Source organism: Leucobacter chromiiresistens (genome assembly GCF_900102345.1).
Lineage (GTDB): Bacteria > Actinomycetota > Actinomycetes > Actinomycetales > Microbacteriaceae > Leucobacter > Leucobacter chromiiresistens.
Genome location: NZ_FNKB01000001.1, coordinates 1,226,075 through 1,249,030, shown reverse-complemented (window position 1 = coordinate 1,249,030; position 22,956 = coordinate 1,226,075). Strand labels below are relative to the sequence as shown.

20 protein-coding genes are annotated in these 22,956 nt (G+C 72.8%); 5 read left to right on the top strand and 15 right to left on the bottom strand.

Features of this window, described 5'->3' with window-relative positions:
* Positions 1 to 2: 2 nt before the first annotated feature.
* Entirely contained in the window at positions 3 to 725 is a 723-nt protein-coding gene (locus BLT44_RS05800; RefSeq protein ID WP_010154999.1) for a response regulator transcription factor, read from the bottom strand.
* Positions 726 to 1,017: 292 nt separating this feature from the next.
* On the opposite strand from BLT44_RS05800, the gene BLT44_RS05795 reads away from it, so the two are divergent.
* Positions 1,018 to 1,548: a YqaJ viral recombinase family protein gene (locus tag BLT44_RS05795; RefSeq protein ID WP_143026091.1), complete on the top strand. Its 531-nt coding sequence runs from the start codon at positions 1,018 to 1,020 to the stop codon at positions 1,546 to 1,548.
* Positions 1,549 to 1,601: 53 nt separating this feature from the next.
* Here BLT44_RS05795 and BLT44_RS05790 read toward each other — a convergent pair whose 3' ends face one another.
* The 7 genes from BLT44_RS05790 to BLT44_RS05760 form a co-directional block, all read right to left on the bottom strand.
* Positions 1,602 to 2,198, bottom strand: a complete 597-nt coding sequence (locus BLT44_RS05790) for a PH domain-containing protein (RefSeq protein ID WP_010155001.1) — start codon at positions 2,196 to 2,198, stop codon at positions 1,602 to 1,604.
* Positions 2,199 to 2,239: 41 nt separating this feature from the next.
* A complete protein-coding gene (locus BLT44_RS05785; protein ID WP_244887467.1) occupies positions 2,240 to 3,982 on the bottom strand; it encodes an SPFH domain-containing protein in 1,743 nt (580 codons plus the stop codon).
* Entirely contained in the window at positions 3,982 to 4,560 is a 579-nt protein-coding gene (locus tag BLT44_RS05780) for a hypothetical protein (RefSeq protein ID WP_010155003.1), read from the bottom strand. Before BLT44_RS05780 ends, BLT44_RS05785 begins: the two co-directional genes overlap by 1 nt.
* A 130-nt stretch (positions 4,561 to 4,690) precedes the next feature.
* Entirely contained in the window at positions 4,691 to 7,210 is a 2,520-nt protein-coding gene (locus tag BLT44_RS05775; protein WP_083351971.1) for an ABC transporter ATP-binding protein/permease, read from the bottom strand.
* Complete coding sequence (locus tag BLT44_RS05770) at positions 7,207 to 8,166, bottom strand: ABC transporter permease (RefSeq protein WP_074690010.1); 960 nt, start codon at positions 8,164 to 8,166, stop codon at positions 7,207 to 7,209. The genes BLT44_RS05775 and BLT44_RS05770 overlap by 4 nt, the downstream gene beginning before the upstream one ends.
* 22 nt (positions 8,167 to 8,188) lie before the next feature.
* Entirely contained in the window at positions 8,189 to 9,823 is a 1,635-nt protein-coding gene (locus BLT44_RS05765; protein WP_010157869.1) for an ABC transporter substrate-binding protein, read from the bottom strand.
* Positions 9,820 to 11,142, bottom strand: a complete 1,323-nt coding sequence (locus BLT44_RS05760; protein WP_083351998.1) for an amidohydrolase family protein — start codon at positions 11,140 to 11,142, stop codon at positions 9,820 to 9,822. The genes BLT44_RS05765 and BLT44_RS05760 overlap by 4 nt, the downstream gene beginning before the upstream one ends.
* A 357-nt stretch (positions 11,143 to 11,499) precedes the next feature.
* On the opposite strand from BLT44_RS05760, the gene BLT44_RS05755 reads away from it, so the two are divergent.
* Positions 11,500 to 11,868 (top strand): DUF2568 domain-containing protein, encoded by a 369-nt coding sequence (locus BLT44_RS05755; protein ID WP_074690006.1) that lies wholly within the window; start codon positions 11,500 to 11,502, stop codon positions 11,866 to 11,868.
* Positions 11,869 to 11,968: 100 nt separating this feature from the next.
* Positions 11,969 to 13,039, top strand: a complete 1,071-nt coding sequence (locus BLT44_RS05750; RefSeq protein WP_010155005.1) for an LLM class flavin-dependent oxidoreductase — start codon at positions 11,969 to 11,971, stop codon at positions 13,037 to 13,039.
* 1 nt (position 13,040) lies between these two features.
* Here the strand turns inward: BLT44_RS05750 and BLT44_RS05745 are convergent, their stop codons facing one another.
* On the bottom strand, positions 13,041 to 14,024 hold the full coding sequence (locus tag BLT44_RS05745; protein ID WP_010155006.1) for a LacI family DNA-binding transcriptional regulator: 984 nt from the start codon (positions 14,022 to 14,024) through the stop codon (positions 13,041 to 13,043).
* A 129-nt stretch (positions 14,025 to 14,153) separates the two neighbouring features.
* Here BLT44_RS05745 and BLT44_RS05740 point away from each other — a divergent pair, with 129 nt between their 5' ends.
* Both BLT44_RS05740 and BLT44_RS05735 read left to right on the top strand, forming a co-directional pair.
* Complete coding sequence (locus BLT44_RS05740) at positions 14,154 to 15,416, top strand: MFS transporter (protein WP_010155007.1); 1,263 nt, start codon at positions 14,154 to 14,156, stop codon at positions 15,414 to 15,416.
* Positions 15,417 to 15,429: 13 nt separating this feature from the next.
* Positions 15,430 to 17,100, top strand: coding sequence for an amidohydrolase (locus BLT44_RS05735; protein WP_010155008.1), 1,671 nt, complete (start codon positions 15,430 to 15,432; stop codon positions 17,098 to 17,100).
* A gap of 89 nt (positions 17,101 to 17,189) precedes the next feature.
* On the opposite strand, the gene BLT44_RS05730 is transcribed toward BLT44_RS05735, so the two are convergent.
* The 6 genes from BLT44_RS05730 to BLT44_RS05705 are packed head-to-tail and all read right to left on the bottom strand — an operon-like array spanning position 17,190 to position 22,948.
* Positions 17,190 to 18,401, bottom strand: a complete 1,212-nt coding sequence (locus BLT44_RS05730) for a C45 family autoproteolytic acyltransferase/hydrolase (protein ID WP_143025999.1) — start codon at positions 18,399 to 18,401, stop codon at positions 17,190 to 17,192.
* A gap of 9 nt (positions 18,402 to 18,410) precedes the next feature.
* Entirely contained in the window at positions 18,411 to 19,520 is a 1,110-nt protein-coding gene (locus tag BLT44_RS05725) for an endo-type 6-aminohexanoate oligomer hydrolase (RefSeq protein WP_010155012.1), read from the bottom strand.
* The gene (locus tag BLT44_RS05720) at positions 19,517 to 20,290 is read right to left on the bottom strand and encodes an ABC transporter ATP-binding protein (RefSeq protein ID WP_010155013.1); all 774 of its coding nucleotides are present in this window, start codon (positions 20,288 to 20,290) and stop codon (positions 19,517 to 19,519) included. The genes BLT44_RS05725 and BLT44_RS05720 overlap by 4 nt, the downstream gene beginning before the upstream one ends.
* The gene (locus BLT44_RS05715; protein ID WP_010155014.1) at positions 20,287 to 21,111 is read right to left on the bottom strand and encodes an ABC transporter ATP-binding protein; all 825 of its coding nucleotides are present in this window, start codon (positions 21,109 to 21,111) and stop codon (positions 20,287 to 20,289) included. The genes BLT44_RS05720 and BLT44_RS05715 overlap by 4 nt, the downstream gene beginning before the upstream one ends.
* A complete protein-coding gene (locus BLT44_RS05710; protein ID WP_010155015.1) occupies positions 21,108 to 21,980 on the bottom strand; it encodes an ABC transporter permease in 873 nt (290 codons plus the stop codon). Before BLT44_RS05710 ends, BLT44_RS05715 begins: the two co-directional genes overlap by 4 nt.
* Positions 21,977 to 22,948 (bottom strand): ABC transporter permease, encoded by a 972-nt coding sequence (locus tag BLT44_RS05705; protein ID WP_010155016.1) that lies wholly within the window; start codon positions 22,946 to 22,948, stop codon positions 21,977 to 21,979. The genes BLT44_RS05710 and BLT44_RS05705 overlap by 4 nt, the downstream gene beginning before the upstream one ends.
* Between the last annotated feature and the right edge of the window lie 8 nt (positions 22,949 to 22,956).

The following is a 22,956-nucleotide window of genomic DNA, read 5'->3' as shown; positions in this document are numbered from 1 at the left end:
GCTCAAGCCGCCGGCTTGAGCATGTAGCCCGCGCCCCGCACCGTGTGCAGCATCGGCACGCGGCCGGCGTCGATCTTCTTGCGCAGGTACGAGATGTACAGCTCGACGACGGTCGACTTGCCGGTGAAGTCGTACGCCCAGACGCGATCCAGAATCTGCGCCTTCGAGAGCACGCGGTTCGGGTTGCGCATCAGATACCGCAGCAGCTCGAACTCGGTGTTCGTCACGGTGATCGGCTCGCCCGCGCGCTCCACCTCGTAGCTGTCCTCGTTCAGCGTCAGATCCCCGACCCGCAGCACCGGGTCCGGCTGCTGCGCGAGGGTGAGCTGCGAGCGGCGCACCAGACCGCGCAGCCGGGCGATGAGCTCCTCGAGACTGAAGGGCTTGACGACGTAGTCGTCGCCTCCGGCCGTCAATCCGTTGACGCGATCCTCGACCGAGTCGAGTGCGGTCAGGAACAGCACCGGGAACATCTGCCCCGCCGATCGCAGGCGGGCGAGCAGCTGCATGCCGTCGAAGTCGGGGAGCATGATGTCGAGCACCGCCACGTCGGGCGCGAACGAGCGCATCGTGTCGAGAGCCTCTTGCCCCGTCGCGGCGGTCTCGACCTCCCACCCCTCGTAGCGCAGAGCCATCGCGACGAGCTGGGTGATCGATTCCTCGTCGTCGACGACCAGGGCGCGGATCTTGCTGCCGTCCGCGCGCTGCAGTCCTTGTGCTTCCATACGCTCGGGATGATCCTCTCAGCCGACCTCGATAACTCCGGGCTTCAGAATAGCCACGTCACCTGCGTTTTCCATGATCCAAACCTCTGAAACCAGCGTTTTTCGATGGAGCAGCTATGCGATCCCTGCATCTGCGCCGCGATGACCGCGGCCGCTGCACCGGTCGCAGACCGCCGCCGTGCTCCCTCTCAGCGAGTTGCGTCGTCTGCGTGCGGGGACGTGAGAAACTGGAGGGGTGTTCGCACCTGCTCCACTCCACCTCCAGCGCATCGTGACCGACGGGTCGGATCGCATGGCGTGGATGCGAGCCCGCGCTCGCGGCATCACCGCCACCGACGTCGCGAAACTCTCGACTCCTCGCTCCATCGCAGCCGCAGCTCACGAGAAGCTGCATGGAAGCCGGTTCAGCGGCAACGTCTACACCGAGCACGGCAAGCTCCGTGAGCCCGAGATCGCGTCGTGGGTGCTGCGCGAGTACGAGATCGAGCCCAGCCAGGCGCTGTTCCACGCCGAGACCGATCTCAGGCATCTCGCGACTCCCGACGGGCTGGCGTTTCGCGGCACCGGCGTCGTCGAACTCGCGGAGATCAAGACGACGAACAAGGAGTGGCGGTCGATCCCCCGCCAGTACCTGCGTCAGGTGTGGTGGCAGCAGTACGTGCTGGGCGCGGAGCGCACGCTGATGGTGTGGGAGCGCCACGAGAACTTCGTGCCGGTCGGCGACCCGGAGTGCCGCTGGGTGGATCGTGACGAGAACGAGATCGCGCGCCTCGTGAAGCTCGCGGGCGACCTCATCGACGTGCTGATCGCGCGCACGACGTAGCGGGGCGGACGCGGCGTCGCGCGCGACCGCGCCCCACTCCTCGGACCCGCCCCTCAGCTCATCGGGTCGGTGAACACCACGTTCGACACCGGGTGCTGCTCGGCCAGTCTCCGCTCGACGCGCGTCGCGTGCGCGTAGTTGCGCTCGACGAGCTCCTGCAGCGCATCGGCCGCCACCCCGACCCCGGGCACGTCGGGAATCGTCGTGCGCTCGGCGCCGACGTACAGGTCGAGGTCGCCGGAGCCGAAGAGGCGCTGCACGAGCGTGCGCCGTGTGCGCACCTCGCGGGTGCGCACGAAGGAGACCTCGCTGCGGTGGCGCGAGAACACGCCCTGTCGCTGGATCACCCGACGAGAAGTGACCGTGGTGCGCCAGGTCAGCCACCGCAGCAGGGGGAAGACGCCCAGCAGCAGCGCGAGCACGATCGCGCCGCACGCTGCGAGCGCGTTCATCCAGCCCTCCGCGAACGTGCCGATCCAGTAGCCACCGGCAGCCGCGAGCGCCACGAGCACCAGCACCGGCAGCACGAGCCTGCGCCCGTGCCGCCGGAACCGGAGCACCACCACCTCGGGCTGCCCGTACTCCGCCGGCGCCGGCCCGAGCACGGAGTCGACCTCCGAGGTCAGCGACTGCGGGTTGCGTGAGGGCATGCCCCTATTCTGCACCGTTCACGAGAGAGGCCTCGGAAGGCCTACTGCGAGCCCGCTGCGAAGCCTCGCGCCCGATCGGCGAGAGCCGCCGCCGCGCGTTCGGCGGCGTCCTCCGCCGACTGCGCCGCGTCGCCGGCCGCGTTCGCCGCGCCGTCGGCGGCATCGGCGGCCGCGGACGCTGCGGTCGCCGCGCTGCTCGCGGCACGACGCGCGCTCTCGGACAGGGCTTCGCGATCCGACTCGGCGGCGGAATCGAACCGATCGGCGGATCCGCTGTCGCCGTACCCGGCTCCGTGGTCTCCGGCGGTGCGCTCCCGGCGCGACGCGCTCTCCTCGCGATCGTCGGCGCGGCGCTCGGCACGACGCCCCTCCGAGACGTCGCGCGATGCGCGGCCCGCGGCTGCGCCCGCCGCGCCGCCCGACACCGCGCCGTTGAGCATCCCGGCGAGGTCGATGCCGACCGTGTCCTTCGCCATCTCCAGCAGACCCTTGATGTTGCCCATCGCCTCCCCGGCGACCTTCGACGTGCCGTCCGCCGACACGACCGTCATGTGCTCGATCGCGCCGATGGCGCGCGCGTACTCCGTCGCGATCTCGGGGAGCAGGTGGATGAGCTCCTGGGCGAGCACCGCCTGCGACTGGGTCTCGAGCGCACGGGCGCGCGCATCGATGGCCGTGGCCTCGGCCGTACCCTTCGCCTCGAGGGCGGCCGCCTCGGCGCGGCCCTCGGCCTCGAGCGCCTCGGCCGCGGCGATACGCGCGACGCGGCTCGCGACGCCCTCGCGCTCCACCGCCTTCGCGCGGCCCTCGGCCGCCGACACCGATGCCGCCGCTTCCGCCTTCGCGAGCGCCTCGACCCGGTAGGCCTCCGCCTCGGCGACGGCGCGCACGTCGGCGTTCAGCTGCTCCGTCTTCAGCGCGACCTCCTTCTGGGCGGTGATCTGCTGCTGCTCGACGATCGCCTGCTGCTGGATCGCCTGCTCGAGCGGCTGAGCCGCCGATGCCTGGGCCGTCGCCTTGTCCGTCTCCACCTGCACCGCCGCCTGGCGCAGCTTCAGCTCGCGGTTGCGGTCGACGAGCACCTGCTCGGCCGCGATCTTCGCCTCCTGCGACGCCTGGTACGCGTTCGTCTCGGCGATGTCGGCCGCCTGGCGCACCTTCGCCGCCTCGGGGCGCCCGATGTTCGCGATGTAGTCGGCGCCGTCGCGGATCTCCTGGATCTGCAGCGTGTCGACGACGAGGCCCTGCTTCGTGAGGGCCTCCTCAGCGGCTTCGAGCACGCTCTGCGCGACGACCGCGCGGTCGCGGATGATCTGCAGCACGGTCAGCCCGCCGATGATGGATCGCAGGGAGCCCGAGAGCACCTCCTGCGTCGACTCGTCGATCTCATCCGAGTTCGAGAGGAAGCGCTGCGCGGCCGCGCGGATCATCTCCTGCGTTCCGCCGACCTTGACGACGGCGACCGCCTGGGCCTGCATCGTGATGCCGTCGGTCGTCTGCGCCTCCGTCGTGATCGAGAGCCGGCGCGAGCGCAGCGAGATCGTGAACGACTTCTGCACGAACGGCACGACGAAGACGCCGCCGCCCGTCACGACCTTCTGCCCCGACAGGTCGCGGCCCCGGTTGCCCGCGGCGTCGACGACCTCCTTGCCCTTGCCTCCGGTCACGATGATCGCCTCATCCGGCTTCGCGATCCGATACCGCTTGATGATGACGAGAGCGATCAGCACGAGGGCGATCACCGCGCCGAATATGCCGACGATCGCCGGGCTTGCGAGGAACATTACGTCTCCGTTCGGTCTGACGGTTGGGCGTGGGTTTCGGGGAGCACGGGCTCGACGCGCACGGAGGTCGAGGTGACGACCTGCACGACGCGCACGAGGGCGCCGCGCGGCACGGGCGACTCGGCGGCGGCCGAGAGCGAGATCCGCTCGCCGTGCCGCGTCACGGCCACCTCGCCGAGGCCGTTCGCGGGAATGGCGAGCACGACGGCTCCCGTCGAGCCGACGAGGTCGGTGCCGCTGACGGCCGTGTTCGACTCCGCTCCGCGAATCGCGCGGGAGAGCCACCAGGCGGCCGCGGCGCCGAGCAGGCCGGAGAGGGCACCGACGATCGTCGCGACCGGGGTCGACATGCCGGCTCCGACGCTCGCGAACGACGCGAACCCGAAGATCGCGGTGAATGCGGCGATCGTCGTCAGGCTCAGGGGGCCGTCTCCGAAGTCGAACGCGTCGAAGATGCCGTCGAGCAGCAGCGAGACCAGCAGCAGCACGCCGCCGACCACGCCGATGATCAGGAAGATTCCGCCATCGAACAGCGAGCCGTCGAGCAGACGCTCGATCCAGTTCATGAGGCCGTCCATGGCGCCGTCCTTCCGATGGCTGTCCCATGCAGAGTACCAAGCGCTCGCCCTGACCGCGCAATGATCGCGCATACCCCGCCCGGCGGCGGGTCGGCAGGGCGCGCGCCGGCGCCGCGCATCGGGTGGGCCGCTAGAGGCGCACGACCGAGGTGAGCAGCTCGCGCCCGTACTCCGAGCGCGGCGCCGCGAAGAACGCGCGGTCGCCCGATTCCACCACGGAGCCGCCGCGCATCAGCAGCACCCGGTCGCACAGCTCGTGCACGACGCCGAGGTCGTGGGAGACCACGATGACGCCGAGCCCGAGATCGTCGCGGAGGCCTCGCAGCAGGTCGATGATGCGCCCGCGAGCGGTCGTGTCGAGCGCCGAGGTGGGCTCGTCGGCGACCAGCACCCGCGGATCGGCGGCGAGCGCCCGAGCGATCGCCACCCGCTGCCGCTGACCGCCCGACAGGCGATCGGGTGCGGCGCCGGCGATGTCGGCGTCGAGGCCCACGCGGCGCAGCAGCTCGCGCACCCGAGCGGCGCGATCGGCTGCCGCGGAGCCCGGGGTGTCGACACCCGGGGCGTCGCGCAGCACCTCGTCGAGCACCCCGCCCACGCTGCGACGAGGCGTCAGCGACGAGAAGGGATCCTGCGGCACGAGCTGGATCCGCCGCAGCTGCGCCCGGCTGCGGCGCGCCCCGAGCACGGCGCCGTCGAGCAGCACGCCGCCCTCGGCGAGGCGCACCTGGCCGGCGATGGCGCGAGCGAGCGTGGTCTTGCCCGATCCCGACTCCCCCACGATGCCGAGCGCCGACCCGGCCCCGAGCCGCAGCGACACCCCGTCGACGGCATCGAAGTCTGCGTACCGCACCCGGGCGTCGCGCACCTCGAGCAGCACCCGGGCCGCGGCGGGCTCGCCCGCGACGACCCCGATTCGGCTGTGCGCCGGCGCCTCGGCCACGGGATCCGCGAGCTCGGGCAGCGTCGGCGCCGCCGCCAGCAGCGCGCGCGTCTCCGCCGCCGCGGGAGACGCGAGCACGTCGGCCACCGGCCCCGACTCCACCACCTCGCCGTGCGCCATGACGACCAGGCGGTCGCACATCTCGGCCACCACGGCGAGATCGTGCGAGACGAACACGAGCGTCAGCCCGCGCTCCGCGCGCAGACGTCGCAGCAGGTCGAGCACCTCGCGCTGCACGGTCACGTCGAGCGCCGTGGTCGGCTCGTCGCAGAGCAGCACCGCGGGCGAGCCGGCGAGCGCGAGCGCGATGACGACCCGCTGCCGCTGACCGCCCGAGAGCTCATGCGGGTAGGAGCGCGAGATGCGCGGCGGATCGGGCAGACGCACCTGCGCCAGCAGATCGAGCACCCGGCCCGCTGCATCTCGGCGCGTGATCAGCGGCTCGGCGGCCCGCACGGCGGCGAGCAGCTGGCCGCCCACGCGCGTGAGCGGGTCGAGCGCGGTGAGCGGCTCCTGGAAGACCATGCCCACCGGCCCACCGACGGCGACCGACCCCGCAGCCGCACGCGCACCGCCCGGCAGCATGCCGAGCATCGCGCGCAGCGTCAGGCTCTTGCCCGATCCCGACTCGCCCACGATGCCGAGCGACTCCCCCGGGCGCACCTCGAGATCGACGGCGGCGCCCCGGCCGACGAGCGGGGCTCCGCCCTCCGCGGCGATCCGCAGCCCGGCGACACGGACGGCGCCGCGCACCGCGCCGTGCATCGCGACGCGATCCACACCGCGCACTCCGCGCCGATCACCGCCCCGCTCTCCTCCGCGTGCGGTGCGCGCCGCGCCCACCCGCAGCAGATCTCCGATCCCGTCGCCGAGCAGCGACAGCGCGACGCCGGTGAGCACGACGGCGAGACCCGGGATTGCGGCGAGCCACCACTGCGTCGTCACGAACGGCTGGGCGTCGGCGATCATCGTGCCCCAGTCGGGGGTCGGCGGGCGCACGCCGAGCCCGAGATAGCCGAGCGTCACGATGGCGACCATGATGAGCACGATCTCGGTCGCGAGCAGCACGACGGCCTGCGGCAGCACATTCGGCAGCACGTGCCGCACCAGCACGCGCGCGTGGGAGAGCCCGCCGCCCCGCGCACTGCGCACCCACCCGGTATCGCGCAGCGCCGCCGTCATCGCGCGCAGCACCCGCGCATAGCCCACCCAGCCGACGAGCGCGAACGCCACCACGATGCCCTCGGCCCCCGCACCCAGGGCGAAGACCAGCGCGATCACCAGCACGTAGAAGGGAAAGGCGATGACGGTCTCGGTGACGCGCGACGCGACCCAGTCGACCGCGCCCCCGAAGTACCCCGAGACGAGGCCCACCGTCACGCCGATCACGAACGGCGCCAGAGCGGCCGTCGCGGCGATGCCGAAATCGGTGCGCGCCGCGAAGAGCATGCGCGACAGCACATCGCGGCCGAGCTGATCCGTGCCGAACCAGTGCTCGGGCGACGGCGGCAGCAGCCCCTGCCCCAGCTGCTGATCCGTGGGCGAGTACGGCGCCAGCAGCGGTGCGGCGAGCGCGACCGCGATCAGCAGGGCGGTGAGGATCGCGCCGGCGGTGAACGCCGGCGAGAGCCGCGCTCGGGCGCCTCGGCCGCCTCGGCCGCCTCGGCCGCCTCCGGCCCCGGGGCCGCCCGGGGTCGACGCCCTCATCGCGTCCCCCCGAGCTTCCGCAGCCGCGGGTCGAGCACGCTCGCCAGCGCCTCCGTGATCGCCGTCACCACGACGACCGCGAACGCGCAGTACAGGGCCACGCCCTGCACCACCGGGAAGTCGCGCGTGCCGATCGACTGGAAGAGCAGCGAGCCGACCCCGTTGATGCCGAAGACGCGCTCGACCACGAGCGTGCCCCCGATGAGGTACGCCGTGTTCACGCCGAGCAGGGTGAGCGTCGGCAGCGCCGCACTGCGCATGACGTGCCGCCAGACGATCCGTCGCTCCGGCACCTGCGCCGCCCGCAGCGTCGTCACGAAGTCGGCCTCCAGCGCATCGACGAGCTGGGCGCGCAGCGACCGGATCAGCGGAGGCGCCATGCCGAGCGCGACGGCGAGCGCGGGCAGGAAGAGGCTGCGGAGCGGCTCGCCCGGCCCCGATCCCACGCCCCCGACCGGGAACCAGCCGAGCTGCACCGCGAACACGATGATGAGCAGCAGGCCGAGCCAGAACAACGGCATGCCCATGCCGACGGCGGGCACGATCCGCACCAGGTGATCCGCCCACCCGTCGCGGCGCAGTGCCGCGACGAGCGCCAGCGGCACCGCGATGAGCACCGCCAGCAGCAGCGCGAGTGCCACGATGCCGGCGCTCACCGGAGCCGTCGCGAGCACGAGCTCGCGCGTCGAGACGCCGCTGACGAGCGAATCACCCGTGTCGAAGTGGAGCACGACCTGCCCGAGGAAGCCGGCGAACTGCACCCAGAGCGGCGCATCGAGCCCGAGCTCCGCGCGCAGCGCGGCCACGGATTCGGGCGTCGCCCGCTCTCCGAGGATCATGGCGGCGGGATCGCCCGGCACGAGTCGCAGCAGGAAGAACACCGCGATCACCACGCCGAGCATCACCGGCGCCGTGCGCACCAGCGCACGCCCGACCGCCCCTGCAGCTCGTCTCATCGCGATTCCCCCGTGCACCCCGCTAGCGGGCGCCGCCCGAGACCCAGACGTCGGCGAACTGCACGCTGCCGTTCGGGAGCACGGTGAAGCCGTGCACGTCGTCGCGGGTCGCCTTCAGGTTCGCCGGGAAGAACAGCGGGATGTAGGGCACCTCGTCGGCGAGCGTCTGCTGAATCTCGCGGTAGATCTCCGTGCGGTCGTCGCCCTCGGGCGTGCTGCGCCCCTGCCGCATCAACTCGGTGACGCGATCGTTCGCGTAATGCGTCCAGTACGACTTGCTGAAACCCTCGGGGTCGGCCTGGAACGTGATGAACCCGTTCGGATCCGGCGCATCGGACTGCCCGCTGTTGAGCATGAAGTCGTAGTCGTAGGCGAAGAAGCGCTCGCGGAATACGGCGATGTCGAGCTGCTCGATCTCGACGTCGATGCCGATCTGCGCCAGCGACTCCTGCACGATCTGCGCGATCTGCGCCCGCTGCGAGTCGCTGCTCGCGAGCAGCAGCGTCACGGAGAACCCATCGGGGTAGCGCGACTTCGCGAGCTCCGCCCGCGCCGCCTCGACATCGAAGTCGAGCGGCTCCACCGTGTCGTTCGCCGAATCGGTGATGGTCGGCGGCAGCAGGGCGTTCGCCACCTCGGCGGTGCCGAACGTGGTCGCCTGCGTGATGCCCTCACGATCGAGCGCGAGAGCCACGGCCCGGCGCACGTGCACATCGGCGAACTGCTCCCGCTGCGTGTTGAAGAAGACCTGCTCGGTCGACCAGCCGCTCGTCTGCGAGAGCACCGTGCCGCCCCCCGCGTCGACCTGACCCGCGTTCGCCGCCGGCACGTCGTCGATCGCATCGAGCTGCCCCGCCGAGAGCTGCTGCTGCAGCTGCGTGTCGTCGGCGACCAGCTTGTACACCAGCGAGTCGAGGTAGGGCTTGCCCTCCTGCCAGTAGTGCTCGTTCCGCACGAACGCGAGATCCCCGTTCGGATCCCACGAGTCGACGACGAACGGACCCGTGCCGACGGGGTTCTGGAAGAACTCCTCCTCGCTCACTCCCCCGAAATCCTCCGGGAAGACGCCGTTCGAGAAGCTCGCGAGCTCGGAGAGGAACGGGGTGTATCGCTCGCGCAGCGTGATCGTGACCTCCCGATCCCCCGACGCGACGATCGACGCGATGGGCGCCTCGAGCGGCAGCGGCCCGCCCACCTCGATGTGCCGTTCGAGCGAGAACACCACATCGGCCGGAGCGACCTCCGCGCCGCTCGAGAACGTCAGCCCGTCGCGCAGGGTGAACACGTACGTCAGCCCGTCGGCGGAGGACTCGTACTCCGCGAGCCACGGCACGATGCGGCCCTCGGCGTCGAAACTCACCAGCGGCTCGAAGATCTTGTCGATCGCGAACGCATTGTTCGCCGTGATCTGCTGGTTCAGGTCGAGATCGGTGACGGCCGCCACCCGGCCGAACTCGAGCGTGCCGCCGCTCACCGGCGTCTCGGAGGCGGCCGAACCGCCCGCCGCAGAATCGGAGCCGCCCGCGCAGGCGCTGAGGAGGAGCGCGGCGGAGAGCACGGCTGCGGCCGCCGACGCGATGCGGGCGGCGGGGCGGCGGTTCGGGCGCTGGTTCGGGCGGCGGTTCGGGCGTTCGTGGGAACTGCGGGCGGGGGTCACGGGAGATCCTCTCGGGGAACAGTGGATGACGAAGGAAGATGCGGATCGATCAGGCGCCCGTCGAGCAGCACGCCGACGATCGAAGCCGGGTTCGACAGGGCGCCGGGCTCGCGCGGATCGCGAGACAGCAGCACGGCGTCGGCGACCGCACCGGGCGCGATCGCACCCGTCGGGGCGGCGCCGCTCGGGGCCGCGGGATCCGGCGCCTGAAGGGCCCGTGGCGCCCGGGCGAGCAGCGCGGCACCCGTGCGCGTCGCCGCGACCAGCGCCTCCTGCGCGCTGAGGCCCGCAGCGACGAGCGCGTCGAACTCGAGCCGGTTCGCGCCGTGCTGCGCCGCCGTGCCGTAATCGGTGCCGAGCGCGATGCCGACGCCGTGATCGCGGGCGGTGCGCACCGCGTTCGGATGCCGGGCGACCGCCCGATCGACGCGCGGACCGAACTCCCGCGGAAGCCGCCCGTCCGCGATCATGCCCCGCACCAGACGGTAGATGCGCAGCGTCGGCACGAACACGGTACCCGCATCCGCGGCCCGTGCGGCCTGCTCGGGGGTCAGGAAGATGCCGTGCTCGATGCTCGCCGCACCACCCGCGACCGCGAAATCGATCGCCTCGCCGCCCCACGCGTGCACCATCACCGCGGCGCCCGCAGACTCGGCGCGACGCACCGCCGACGCGCACTCCGCCGCCGAGAAGTGCGGCTCGAGCGCCGCCCCGGCCGGGGCCGCAACGCCCGCCGTCGCGACCAGCTTCACCCACGTCGCCCCCGCCTCGAGCACCGCCTCGACCGCGCGGTCGAGGCCGCCCGCGGCGTCGGCGCGCGCCCGATCGATCAGCGCGACCGAGCATGCGACCCGGGGCCGCTCGCCGGCCGGGATGCGGTCGCGGTCGCCGACGCTCAACCCGCCCGCGTCGCGCGCACTGGTCACCCCGGCGCGCAGCGTGCGCGCGAGCGCCTCCGCCGTCGCCCGCCGCGTCTGCTCCACGTCGAGCCGAGCGCGGTCGGCCGCGTCGAACGCGTGCCAGGCGGCGTGGATGTGGGCGTCGACGAGGCCCGGGATGATCCAGCCCGCCGTTCGCAGCAGGGCGTCGGCGGGGATGACGGGGGTGGTGGTGGCGATGGTGGGGGCGGTGTTGGGGGCGGTGGTGGTGGCGGTATTGGCGGCGGCGGAGTTGGCAGCGGTGGAGTGCACTGCGCTGGCGCCGGTGCTCGCGGCGCCGTCCGCGCCGACCGCGGTGAACCGGCCTCCGCTCCACGCGACGCGCTGCGGCGCGGAGAACCCGCCGTGCGCGTCCAGGACGCGCAGCGTCGCCGTGGTCATCATGGCTCCTCGGTTCGGTGTCGTGCGGTCGCTCGTCGCGCAGCGCGGGCACGGTGGTCTATGCCATCACAATATTCAGCGTTGCTCGAATGAACCACTCGCGCGTCTCCGCGCTGAACCACCGCCGCCCAGCGCCCGCCCCCACCGCAGCGGGGTCACTTTCGGAGCGTGTCGCCTTCGCTGTCGAGAGCAACACCCTCCCGAAATGACCCCTCTCGCAAAGGGCGGGCCGTGACGGCGGTGGGCGGGCGAGCCGGGACGGCGGTGGGCGGGGGGAGCGGCGGTGGGCGGGAGGGGCGGCGGTGGGCGGGCGGGGCGGCGGGCGGCGGTGCGGAAGGCGGACGGTAGACTGGGCCGGTGACCAGTAGTTCCCCAGCACCCGCCCCGCACACCGCCCGCCCGGCGCTCCAGCTCGCGCGCGGACTGTTCCAGCTCGCCGCCATCGTGATCGTCACGGTGTGGGGGTTCCTCGCCTGGCCGCGGCCGTTCCCGGGCATCCTCACCGGCCTCGGCCTGTTCGTGCTCGCCGTGCTGCTGTGGGCGCTCTTCCTCTCGCCGAAGCCGGTGCTGCGCGTCGACCGCTTCGCGCAGGCGCTGTTCGAGCTCTGCCTCATCGCCGCCGCCGTCGCCGCGCTCCTCGCGCTCGGCGTGCACTGGGTCGGGGCCGCGGCCTTCGGCGTCGCCGCCGCCGCCATCGGCTTCATCGCGTCGAGCCGCCGCGGGTAGTCGCGGCGCACCGCCCGCCAGCGCCACCGCACCGCCCGCCGGCGCCACCGCGCCGCCCGCCCCGCGGAATAGCGGGCGTCCGCGCAGCGTTGCCACCGGCATGACCGCACTCCGCGCCGTCGCCGGCGCCACCCCCGACCAGCTCGTTCTCGGCCTCGACACGTTCGGCGACGTCACCGTCGACGACGCGGGCGAGCGCGCCACGCACGCGCAGGTGCTGCGCGACGTCGTGGAGCAGGCGGTGCTCGCCGACCGGCTGGGCGTCGACGCGATCACGCTCGGCGAGCACCACCGCGACGACTTCGCGCTCACATCGCCCGAGATCGTGCTCGCCGCGATCGCGGGGTGCACGGAGCGCATCCTGCTCGGCACCGGGGTGACCGTGCTCTCGAGCGACGACCCCGTGCGGGTGTACGAGCGCTTCGCCACGCTCGACGCGGTGAGCTCGGGGCGCGCTGAGGCGGTGCTCGGCCGCGGGTCGTTCATCGAGTCGTTCCCGCTCTTCGGCTACGACCTCGACGACTACGAGGCGCTGTTCACCGAGAAGCTCGACCTGTTCGCCCGCCTGCGCGAGGAGGATCCGGTGACGTGGTCGGGCCGGCACCGCGCCCCGCTCGTCGACCAGCACGTCTACCCGAAGACGGAGCAGCCCGACGGCGTGCGCGCCTGGATCGGGGTCGGCGGCAGCCCCGAATCGGTGGTGCGCTCGGTGCGCACCGGCATTCCGATGATGCTCGCCATCATCGGCGGCGACCCGTCTCGCTTCACCCCGTTCGCCGATCTGTACCGGCGAGCGCAGGCGGAACTCGGCCGCGCCCCGATGCCGCTCGGCGTGCACTCCCCCGGGCACGTCGCGGCGACCGATGCGGAGGCGCGCGAGCAGCTGTGGCCGCACTTCGAGGCGAACCGCAACCGCATCGGGGCCGAACGCGGCTGGCCTCGCACCACGCGAGCCGAGTTCGAGCGCGAGGCAGACACCGGATCGCTCTACGTCGGCTCGCCCGAGACGGTCGCCCAGCGCATCGCCGCGACGGTGCGCACGCTGGGGGCCGATCGGTTCGACCTCAAGTACGCCAACGGCACGATGCCCCACCGGCAGCTCATGGAGAGCGTCGAGCTCTACGCCGCAGCGGTGATGCCGCGGGTGCGGGAGCTGCTCGCCGCGGCCTGAATCACGCGGGGCGGATCACCCGGGCGTCGTGCACCTCGTGCGTGCCCGGGGCGACCGCCCCGTCGAGCACCCTGAGGAGCAGCCTGACGGCCGAGCGGCCGTATTCGCGGGCCCGGAGATCCACCCCGGTGACCCCCGGAGCCCCGGGCTCGGCGGCCATCGTCGCCATGGTGAGCCGGGGTGCGGGGGCCGCAGCGCGATCCTCGGTCGATTGGGCGGCGAGCGCGCGGAGCACGAGGCCCTGGGCCACCCAGACGATGCCGTCGCAGCGGGCGTCGACGGCCCGCTGCATCGTGGCGCGCAGCTCGGCTTCGGAGGGGTCGAGCACCGACCGCAGCAGCAGCGGCGACGCCCCGTGGGCGGCGCACCAGGCGCGGTAGCCCTCGGCGACGTCGTGCGCCCAGGCGGGCTCGCGGTCGGCTGGCAGTGCGACGAGCGCGGGCGCGACGACCCCCTCGTCGGTCAGCGCGTCGAGCGCCTCGGCGATGAGCGATCGATGGTCGGCCGCGATCCAGGCCGAGACCCGATCCTGATCGGGGCCGACGTATTCGCCGACGGAGACCAGGGGAACCGGGCCGACGCGCTCCACGAGGCGCGGGAACGCGGCGGGCGTGGGATCGACGACGATCACGCCGTCGGTGCTGGGTCTGCGGGCGGCCCCGCGGCCCGTGTCGGCGAGGAGCAGCAGGTCGCTTCCGGCCTCCGAGGCGGCGGCCGCTGCGCCGAAGGCGAGCTCCATGTAGAACGAGAGCTCGCGCACGTCGTGCGGCACGCTGAGACCGATGGCGCCGTGCCGCCCGCCGCGCAGGCGTTGCGCGGCGCGGTTCGAGACGTACCCCATCGCCTCGGCTTGGGCGAGCACTCGGGACCGCGTGGCCTCGGAGACGCGCCCGCTCCCGTGGAGGGCGGCCGAGACCGCGGTCTTCGAGATGCCGAGCGCCTGCGCGATGTCGACGATCGTCACACCCGGAACGCTGCTCGCCATAGCCTCAGTGTAGGTGCGCCGGGCGGTTGTGGGGGCGTCGGGGACTTGCGCGGCGCCCCCGCGGGACGTATATTTGCTGTCGTTGCGGGAACGTTCCCGCACGCACACCGCACGCGACGAAGGAGTCCCATGTCGAACATCTCGCCCCCGAACGCCGCCGCGAGCGGCCTCGCCGCTCTCACCGGCAGAGTCGTCTTCGGCTTCGTCGGCACCTGGGTGTTCGCGCTCATGGCGGCGAACCTCGTGCCCGTGCTCATCGCCGCGATGGTGCAGGATCTCGGCGTCGACATCGCCGCCGCCGGTGCGCTCGCCACCGGAATGACGGCGGGCTCCGCGCTCGCCATGTTCGTCACCAACCGGTTCATCGCCCGCGCCGACCGCCCCAAGCTCGGCCGCATCGGCCTCGTGCTCATGGTGCTCGGCTACGGCTTCCCGGCGGCCGTCCTCACCACCCCGTCGGTGATGATCGGCCTCATCGTCGGCGGCATCGGCGCCGGCATCATGATCGCGACCGGCACCGCCGCGGCCTCATCGACCCGCAACCCCGACCGCACCGTCACCAGCATCATGGTGATCAACCGGCTCGGCGCCGCCGCCCTCCTCGCGATCGCGCCGGTCTTCCACAACGACCTGCGCACCGTGCTCATCGTGATCGCCGCGCTGGGCGTCTTCGGCCTCCTCCTCGCCGGCGGCCTGCCCAATCTCCCCGCCAGCGCACTCGACGCCACCGGGGCCGTCGACACCGGCGACGGTCGGGTGCGACGCACCGTCGGCGCCGCGGCGCTGGTGTTCGCCGTGTCGATCCTGCTCTGGTCGCTCACCGAGGACATGGTGTACTCGATGACCAGCGTGCTCGCGCAGCAGTCGGACATCGGGCCCGAGACGAACAGCTCGCTGCTCGCGGGCAAGGTGCTCGGAGGGCTCGTCGGCGCACTGCTCGCCCCCCTCGCGCTGCGCTGGCTCGGACGCAGCTGGTCGTTCGCGCTCATCATCGCGATCAGCACGATCACCAAGTTCATCATGGTCACGAGCACGACGCCGCTCGCGTACACCGTCTCGATCCTCGTCTGGGGCGTCATGTACGGCGCGATCCTCGTGCTGTACACCGGGCTCGCCGCGATCATGGACGTCACCGGGCGCACCGGAGTGCTCGTCTCGGGCTTCTACCTCGCCGGCGTCGCGTTCGGCCCCCTCGTCGGCGGCCAGCTCGTCGGCCTGCTCACCCCGCTGCAGTACGCCATCACCGTGTCCATTCCCAGCGCGATCTTCGCCGCGGCGCTCTTCGTCATCGCACGCCGTAGCCGCAAGTTCGAGCAGGGCAACACCACCGCGGTGCCCGTCGCCAAGGCCGCGGCCGCGCAGCCCGACACCGCGCCCGTCCAGCAGCACTGATCCGGAGACCCGCATGACCCACGCATCCCCCTCCCAGCTCCCCGCAGCAGTCGCCGGCATCGCCGACCGGCTGATCGTCGCAGACCGCGTCCACACGTTCACCGAGGCCCCCGACGATGCCGCCGCGAACACCGCCGCGAACGCCGCCCCGAACGCCGTCGCCATCCGCGACGGCCGCGTCATCGGCGTCGGCCGGCGCGAGGAACTGAGCGCGCACGTCGGCGACGGCACCGTGATCTCCGAGCACCCCGGCGCCACGCTCGTGCCGGGCCTGGTCGACGGGCACACGCACATCGTCTTCGGGCTCGAGCTGACCCGAGGCGTGCAGCTCACCGACCTGACGCTCGCCGAGGCGCAGGATCGCATCGCCGCCGCGGCGGCCGACGCCGCCCCCGGCGCGTGGATCTTCGGCTGGGGCACCGACCCGAACCTCTTCACCGAGACCGGGTTCACCGGCAGGCTCTTCGACGAGGCGGCCGACGGCCACCCCGCATTCCTCCGCCTGCGCGACGCGCACTCCGCGGTGATCAACAGCGCCGGCATCGAGGCGATCGGCCTCACCGGTCGCGAGACCTTCCGCGACGAGTCGGCCGTCGGCGTCGACGAGCACGGCGCGCCCACCGGGTATCTGCTGGAGCTCGCCGCCATGGACCTCGTGCTGGATCGCATTCCCGCGGAGAGCCACGAGGAGCTCGCCGATCGCCTCGCGGTCGTGCTCGACGGGATGGCGGCGAGCGGCATCACCGGCACGCACGTCATGGACTTCCACCCCGGCAGCCGCGAAGTGCTCGAGATTCTGGAGTCGCGCGGCGACCTGCCGATCCGGCTCCGCTTCTCGCCGATGGTGCCGCCGGGGTCGACGCAGGAGGCGCTGGAGCAGATCGCGGCGGTGCAGGGCCTGCACGGCCGCAGGTGGCGCGTCGAGGGCGTGAAGTTCATGATCGATGGCACCGTCGACAACGGGTCGGCCTGGCTGCACGAACCCGACTGCTACGGGCAGGGCCGCCGCTCCATCTGGACCGACCCCGAGGCCTACCGCGCAGCGCTCCGCTTCTTCGCCGAGCGCGGAATCGCAACGGCGACGCACGCGATCGGCGATCAGGGCGTCGCATTCGTGCTCGACGCCATCGAGTCGCTCGGCGACGCCGCCCGGCGATCCGCGCACCGCATCGAGCACATCGAGACGATCCCCGACGGCACGGTGCCGCGCTTCGCCCGGCTCGGCGTCGCCGCCAGCATGCAGCCCATCCACGGAACCCGGCACACGCGCGCCGACCGCACCGACAACTGGTCGGTGCGCCTCGGGGAGGAGCGGGCGGCGCACGGCTGGCGCTGCCGCGACATCCGCGACTCGGGCGCCGTGCTCGCGCTCGGCAGCGATTGGCCGGTCACGCCGTACGACCCGCGGGTGATGATGGCCGAGTCGATCCTGCGCTTCCCGGTGGCGCGCCCCGAGCTCGCCCCCATTCAGCCCGAGCAGGCGCTCACCGTGCGCCAGGCGCTCGAGGGCTACACCTCGCACGCGGCGCGCGCCATCGGCTCGGACGATGAGGGCGTGATCCGTCCCGGAGCGCGGGCGGCCTTCACCGTGTTCGGCGCCGATCCGCTCGCCCTCTCGGCCCAGGAGCTCGCAGCGATCGACGTCGTGGCGACGTACGTGGACGGCGCGCCCGCGCATCGGTGAGAGATTCGGCTTCGGTGAGACGGACGGCGCGTCGAACGTCCCACCGAAGCCGGATCCCGCACGGAGGCGGGGCCCGGCCGCCCCTCCCCTCAGCCGAACCGGCGCGCGCCGTGCTCGGCCAGGGCGACGGGCGACCCCGGGTAGTACTCCAGCTCGCCCGCGACCAGGTCGAAGCCGACCGTGAGCAGCGTCGACCACTGCTCGTGCAGCGGCTCCGAGGGATCGGGGCGGAAGCAGATCGGGGCGAGCGCGCCGGCCTCGCCCGCCATCTCGCGCGCCCGCTGCTCGATCGAGAGGCCCGCCATGCGGGGGCGCTGCGCGCTCACGTGCTCGAGCCGGGTGTACGTCGTCGACGCGTCGCGCGTCGCCTCGCCGGGCAGCTGCTCGGGCGCCAGGAAGTTGTTCGTGTGCACGAGCCACCCCTCCGCGTCGGGGCGCACCGCCGCGACGCGCTCCGAGGAGATCTCGAAGCAGGCGGCGCGATGCTCGGCCTCGCCGCGCGCGAGCACCGTGATGACGGTCGAGGCGCTCGCCCGAGCCGAACGGATGATCGCCTCCGCCTCGTCGACCGTCGTCGCCTCGTCGAGCACGCGGCGCGCGATCGCGTGCACCGGCACGCCCCCGACGCCGCGGTCGGACGCGTGATGCAGGATGTTGAAGTGCACGGCCAGGCCGGCGTCGTTCACCCCGATCTTGCCGAGCACGCCGAGCTCGGTGAACATCGCGACCCGGCCCACCCCGGCCGAGGCGCGCGGCCGGCCGGTCGGCGGCTGGGCTGCGGGCGCAGCGCCCCCGGCTGCGGCGGTGTCACCGGCTGCAACGGCGCCACCGGCTGCTACAACTCCCCCGGCTGCCGCCTCGCGCCGCGGCGCATCCGGCGCGTACGAGACGACGAGACCGGCCCGGCACAGGTGCTCGTGCCAGTCCCACGTCTGGATGCTCTCGGGCGGCGCCCACCCGGCCGGCGCGAAGACTGCGGTCGAGCACTCCCCCTCCGCATCGGGCTCGACGACGGCCAGCACCTCCGTGCGCGCGTTCAGGGCTGCGAGCCGCCAGAGCGGCACCTCGGCGGCGAGCGCCGTCGCCTCGAGCTCGTCGGCGAGGTTCGGCGCCCAGGCCCGGAGCGCGGCGAAGCAGCTCTCCGCGATCTCGCGCACCCGGGGCTCGGCGAGCCCGCGCACGGCGAAGAACCCGAGGTACCCGTCGACGGCCTCGCGGATCTCGGCGCCGAAGCGCGTGCCGAGCTCCTCGCCGCGCTCGCGCGGGCACGCCCCGGTGAGGGTGGCGGTGATGATCTCCATCGCCATCCCCTACTTCGCCGCCTCGAGCAGCGCATCCCACATGACCTCGGAGGCGATCGCGCCGAGCGCGGTCGCGTTCACCGACAGCCGGCCCCGCGACGAGCCGGGGCTCGCGGGCAGGTCGATCTCGTCGGTGGTGACCGCGAAGAGCGTGTCGCCGTCCATGTCGGTGTGGAACGGCTGGATGCCCCGGTGCATGGAGCTGTGCACCTGCTTGGCGAACTGGTTCAGCTCGACCGCGCTCATCTTCACGTTCGTGACGACCGCGCTGATCGTCGTGTTGCCCGCCTGGGTCTCGGCCGCCCGATGCTCGGCGAACGCCTCCGCGTAGTCGTGCACGGGGTGGCGGCGCTCCCCCGTGGCGGCGTCGTAGTTGCCGCGCACCACGCGCCCGGCGCGGTCGAGGATGACGCCGACCGGGTTCGGCACCACGATCGCCAGGATGCGCACGTCGCCGATCTGCCGGAACGCCGCACCCTGCCCGGTGATCTCGGTGCGCTCCCAGTCGACCTTGCCCGACGACGCGCTCACGCCCGCGCCGGCTCGCCCCTGCGCGAACTCGCCCTCGACCGCGAACTCGAGCGCGGCCCGGCCGAGCTCACGATCGGGGTGCACGGACGTGGAGCGCGCCGAGAAGTCGTAGATGATCGCCGAGGAGACGAGCTGCAGGTCGGCGAAACCGGTGCGGTTCTCGAACCGCTCGAGCAGCGCGTCGCTCACTCCGGCTCCCGCCTCGAGCCCGTACACCGAGCCGCCCGCGAGGCAGATGGCGTGGTTGAAGTCGTAGCCTCCCGAGAGCCCCACCGCGCCGCCGCGGGCGTCGACCGCGGTGCGCGCACCGGCGGGCAGGTGGATCACGGTCGCACCGGTCGGCCCCTCGGCGTAGTGCGCCGAGCCGACGCGCACCCCGGGGAAGTCGAAGGCGAGTCGCTCGCGACCCTCGCTGCGCACGGGTACGAGCGCGAAGTCGCCGTTGCCGGGACCGCCGAACACGGGCGCGCCGGCGAGGCGCGGGGCCGAGTCGACGGCGATGCCGGGGTCGAATGCGGCGAGCGCGTGCGCGGGCGCGGGCCCGGTGGACTGGTCGGGCGCGTGCTGGTCTTGGGATGCGGTGTTCACAGAGTCTCCAGGAGTTGTTGCGAGTAGGGATGCGACGGGGCCGCGAAGAACTGCTCGGTGCCGGCGGTCTCGACGAGGTCGCCGCGGAACAGCACCGCGACCCGATCCGCCACCCGCTGCACGGCTCCCAGGTCGTGGGAGATGAAGAGGGCGCCGAAGCGGTGCTGCTGCTGCAGCTCGCGGATCAGCGCGAGGATCTGCATCTGCACGGCGACGTCGAGCGCGCTCACCGCCTCGTCGAAGACGATGAAGCGGGGCTCGGTGACGAGCGCGCGTGCGACCGAGACCCGCTGCCGCTGCCCGCCCGAGAGCTCGTGCGGGTAGCGGTCGGCGAAGCCCGGGTTCAGGCCGACGTGCTCGAGCATCTCGCCGACGCGCGCCCGCTGCTGCTCCCGGCCGAGGTCACGGCGCGCCACGGTGAGCGGCTCGCGCACCGACTCGCCCACCCGACGGCGCGGGTTCAGCGACCAGTGCGGGTGCTGCAGCACGGCCTGGATCTTGCCCGCGGTCGCCCTTCGGGAACGGCTCATCGGACGCCCGAGCAGGCGCACGTCGCCGCTGTCGGGCGCGCGCAGGCCCAGCGCGACGGCGGCGGTCGTCGTCTTGCCCGATCCGGACTCGCCGACGAGGCCGAGGGTCTCGCCGGGCGCGACGCTCAGGCTCACCTCGTTCATGGCCCGCACCGTGCGCCGCTTCGCGCCCGCCCCCGACGTGAACGACACGCTCACGTCATGCATCTCCAGTACCGCGTTCTCAGCTGCGACGCTCATGCGCGCTCCTCCCCTTCGCGGCTCGCGCGCGAGCGCGCCGGGATGGCGGCCACGAGCGTGCGCGTGTACTCGGCCTCGGGGGCGTCGAGCACCCGCGCCGTCGGCCCCGACTCGACGATCGCGCCGCGGTGCATGACGACCACGCGGTCGCACCACCGGCGCACGGCGCCGAGGTCGTGGCTGATCCAGATGAGGCTCGCACCCGAGCGCCGCACGAAGGCGACGATCAGTTCGAGGATCTCGTCGCGCACCTGGGCGTCGAGCGACGCCGTGGGCTCGTCGGCGATGAGGATGCTCGGCTCGCGCGCGATGGTCAGCGCGATCGCGATGCGCTGCGCCATGCCGCCCGAGACCTCGTGCGGGAAGAGCCGGAGCACGCGCTCGGGCTCCAGGATGCGCACGCTGCGCAGCAGCTCCACCAGGGAGCCGGCATCGGTCGGCCGGCCGAGCGGAGCCAGGGCGAGCTCGAGCTGCCGCCGGATGCGCATCGTCGGGTTGAGCGACGCGATCGGATCCTGCGGGATGAAGCCGAGCGACTCGCGCCGCACGCGGCGCACCTCGTCGGGGGCGAGCGAGGCGAGGTCGCGCCCCAGCACGCGCACCTCGCCCGCCGTGATGCGGCACGAGCGGGGCAGCATGCGCCCGATCGCCTGGGAGATCGTCGTCTTGCCCGATCCGGACTCGCCGACGACGGCGACGAGCTCGCCGGGGGCGATGTCGAGCGACACGTCGTCGAGCGCCCGCGTCACGCCGAGGCGCGTGCGGTACTCGGCGCTGAGGCCCGACACCGATACCGATGGGGCGGATTCGTGAGCGGTCATACGAGGCTCCTCGTCTCGCGGGGGTCGAGGCGGTCGCGCAGCGTGTCTCCCACGAGGTTGATCGCGAGAATCGCGAGCACCAGCACGACCGCGGGGGCGAACAGCAGCCACGGCGCCTGCACCATGTAGCTCGACCCCTCCTGGATCAGCAGCCCGAGCGACGACTGCGGCAGCTGCACGCCGTACCCGAGAAAGCTCAGGCCGCCCTCGACGAGGATGCCGACCGACAGCGCGTACGTGCCCTGCACGGCGATCGTGCCGCTGATGCTCGGCAGCACGTGGCGGAACAGGATCACCGGCGCCGAGACGCCGCTGATCTGGGCGGTCGTCACGAAGTCGCGCTTCGCGACCGCCATCGACGCGGCGCTCACCATGCGCGTCATCAGCGGTACCGTCACGAGCACGATGCTCGCCAGCGCCGCGACCTGACCCGGACCGACGACCGCGGCGATCAGAATGGCCAGCACGATCGACGGGAAGGAGTAGAGCACGTCGACGAACCGCATCACGCCCTCGCGCGTCCAGCCGCCGAGGTAGCCCGCGATCATGCCGAGCATCACGCTGATGACGGCCGTGCAGAGCACGGCGACGGCCGAGAGCACCAGGGTCGTGCCGATGCCCTCCAGCAGTCGCGCGAGCACCGAGCGGCCGAGGGCGTCGGTGCCGAGCAGCGCCGCGCCGGAGGGCGCGCTCAGCCGCGGACCGACGATCTTCGCGGGGTCGCCGGCGAACGGCACGACCGCCGCGACCACTGCGATGCCGACGATCGTCGCGAGCGTCGCGATCGACGCGATGAACAGCCCGTCTCTCGGCGGGCGCACCGATGCGGCCCGCTTGCGACGGACGAGGGGGAGGGAGTACGTCGTCATGATCCTGCCTTCCCGGTGACGGCGACCCGCGGGTCGAGCGCGCTCGTGATCAGATCGAGGACGAGGCTCACCACGATGAACACGGTCGCCGCGAAGAGCACCGACGCCTGCACCACCGCGAAGTCGCGGCGGTCGAGACCCGTCACCATGAAGGAGCCGAGGCCGGGGATGTTGAAGATGGTCTCGACGATCACCGCGCCGCCGAGCAGGTAGGCCGTGATCGTCGCGAGGAGCGTGAGGATCGGAATGCCCGCGTTGCGCATCACGTGGTGGCGCACGATGTGCCACGGCGTCTCGCCGCGCGCCACCGCCGCCGCGATGTGCGGCTCGACGAGCACGTTCATCACGGCGTCCCGCGTGGTGCGCGCCGCTGCCGCGACGCAGAACACCGAGAGCACGACGGCGGGGAGCAGCAGCGCCTGGAACGTCGGGCCGAAGCCGGTGCCGACGCGCGAGAAGCCGCCGACCTGGATGCCGAGGGCGAGCCGCGAGAACACGAACACGACCACGCTGCCGAGCACGAACTCCGGAACGCTGATGCCGAGCCCCGAGACGATGCGTCCGACCGCGCCGCCGCGGTGCGCGCCCGAGCGCACCCCCGTCCACACGCCGAGCGGGATCCCGATCGCCACGGTGATGGCCAGCGCCATCGCGGTGAGCAGCGCCGTGACGGGGATGCGCGCGCCGAGTTCGACGCTCACCGGGCTCTGCGTCACGAACGACGTGCCCAGGTCGCCGGTGGCGATCTGCCCGATCCAGGAGAAGTACTGGAGCACGAGCGGCTGGTCGAGCCCGTAGGCCGCGGCGAGCGCCGCGCGCTCCTCGGGAGATGCGAGGGGCCCGAGGATGATGTCCTCGTAGCTGCCCGGCATCAGCCTCACGGCGGCGAAGATGAGGATGGAGACGCCGAGCAGGGTGACGAGCGCGCTCGCCACCCGCCCGGCGGACCATCGGAGCTGCTGCAGCATGCCGGTCG

Coding starts and splice junctions, on each gene's coding strand:
- BLT44_RS05705 (WP_010155016.1), bottom strand. CDS start 22,948: ATGCTGCAGCAGCTCCGATGGTCCGCCGGGCGGGTGGCGAGCGCGCTC.
- BLT44_RS05785 (WP_244887467.1), bottom strand. CDS start 3,982: ATGTTCCTCGCAAGCCCGGCGATCGTCGGCATATTCGGCGCGGTGATC.
- BLT44_RS05735 (WP_010155008.1), top strand. CDS start 15,430: ATGACCCACGCATCCCCCTCCCAGCTCCCCGCAGCAGTCGCCGGCATC.
- BLT44_RS05715 (WP_010155014.1), bottom strand. CDS start 21,111: ATGACCGCTCACGAATCCGCCCCATCGGTATCGGTGTCGGGCCTCAGC.
- BLT44_RS05770 (WP_074690010.1), bottom strand. CDS start 8,166: ATGAGACGAGCTGCAGGGGCGGTCGGGCGTGCGCTGGTGCGCACGGCG.
- BLT44_RS05720 (WP_010155013.1), bottom strand. CDS start 20,290: ATGAGCGTCGCAGCTGAGAACGCGGTACTGGAGATGCATGACGTGAGC.
- BLT44_RS05745 (WP_010155006.1), bottom strand. CDS start 14,024: ATGGCGAGCAGCGTTCCGGGTGTGACGATCGTCGACATCGCGCAGGCG.
- BLT44_RS05800 (WP_010154999.1), bottom strand. CDS start 725: ATGGAAGCACAAGGACTGCAGCGCGCGGACGGCAGCAAGATCCGCGCC.
- BLT44_RS05750 (WP_010155005.1), top strand. CDS start 11,969: ATGACCGCACTCCGCGCCGTCGCCGGCGCCACCCCCGACCAGCTCGTT.
- BLT44_RS05795 (WP_143026091.1), top strand. CDS start 1,018: ATGGCGTGGATGCGAGCCCGCGCTCGCGGCATCACCGCCACCGACGTC.
- BLT44_RS05790 (WP_010155001.1), bottom strand. CDS start 2,198: ATGCCCTCACGCAACCCGCAGTCGCTGACCTCGGAGGTCGACTCCGTG.
- BLT44_RS05780 (WP_010155003.1), bottom strand. CDS start 4,560: ATGGACGGCCTCATGAACTGGATCGAGCGTCTGCTCGACGGCTCGCTG.
- BLT44_RS05760 (WP_083351998.1), bottom strand. CDS start 11,142: ATGACCACGGCGACGCTGCGCGTCCTGGACGCGCACGGCGGGTTCTCC.
- BLT44_RS05775 (WP_083351971.1), bottom strand. CDS start 7,210: ATGAGGGCGTCGACCCCGGGCGGCCCCGGGGCCGGAGGCGGCCGAGGC.
- BLT44_RS05740 (WP_010155007.1), top strand. CDS start 14,154: ATGTCGAACATCTCGCCCCCGAACGCCGCCGCGAGCGGCCTCGCCGCT.
- BLT44_RS05730 (WP_143025999.1), bottom strand. CDS start 18,401: ATGGAGATCATCACCGCCACCCTCACCGGGGCGTGCCCGCGCGAGCGC.
- BLT44_RS05710 (WP_010155015.1), bottom strand. CDS start 21,980: ATGACGACGTACTCCCTCCCCCTCGTCCGTCGCAAGCGGGCCGCATCG.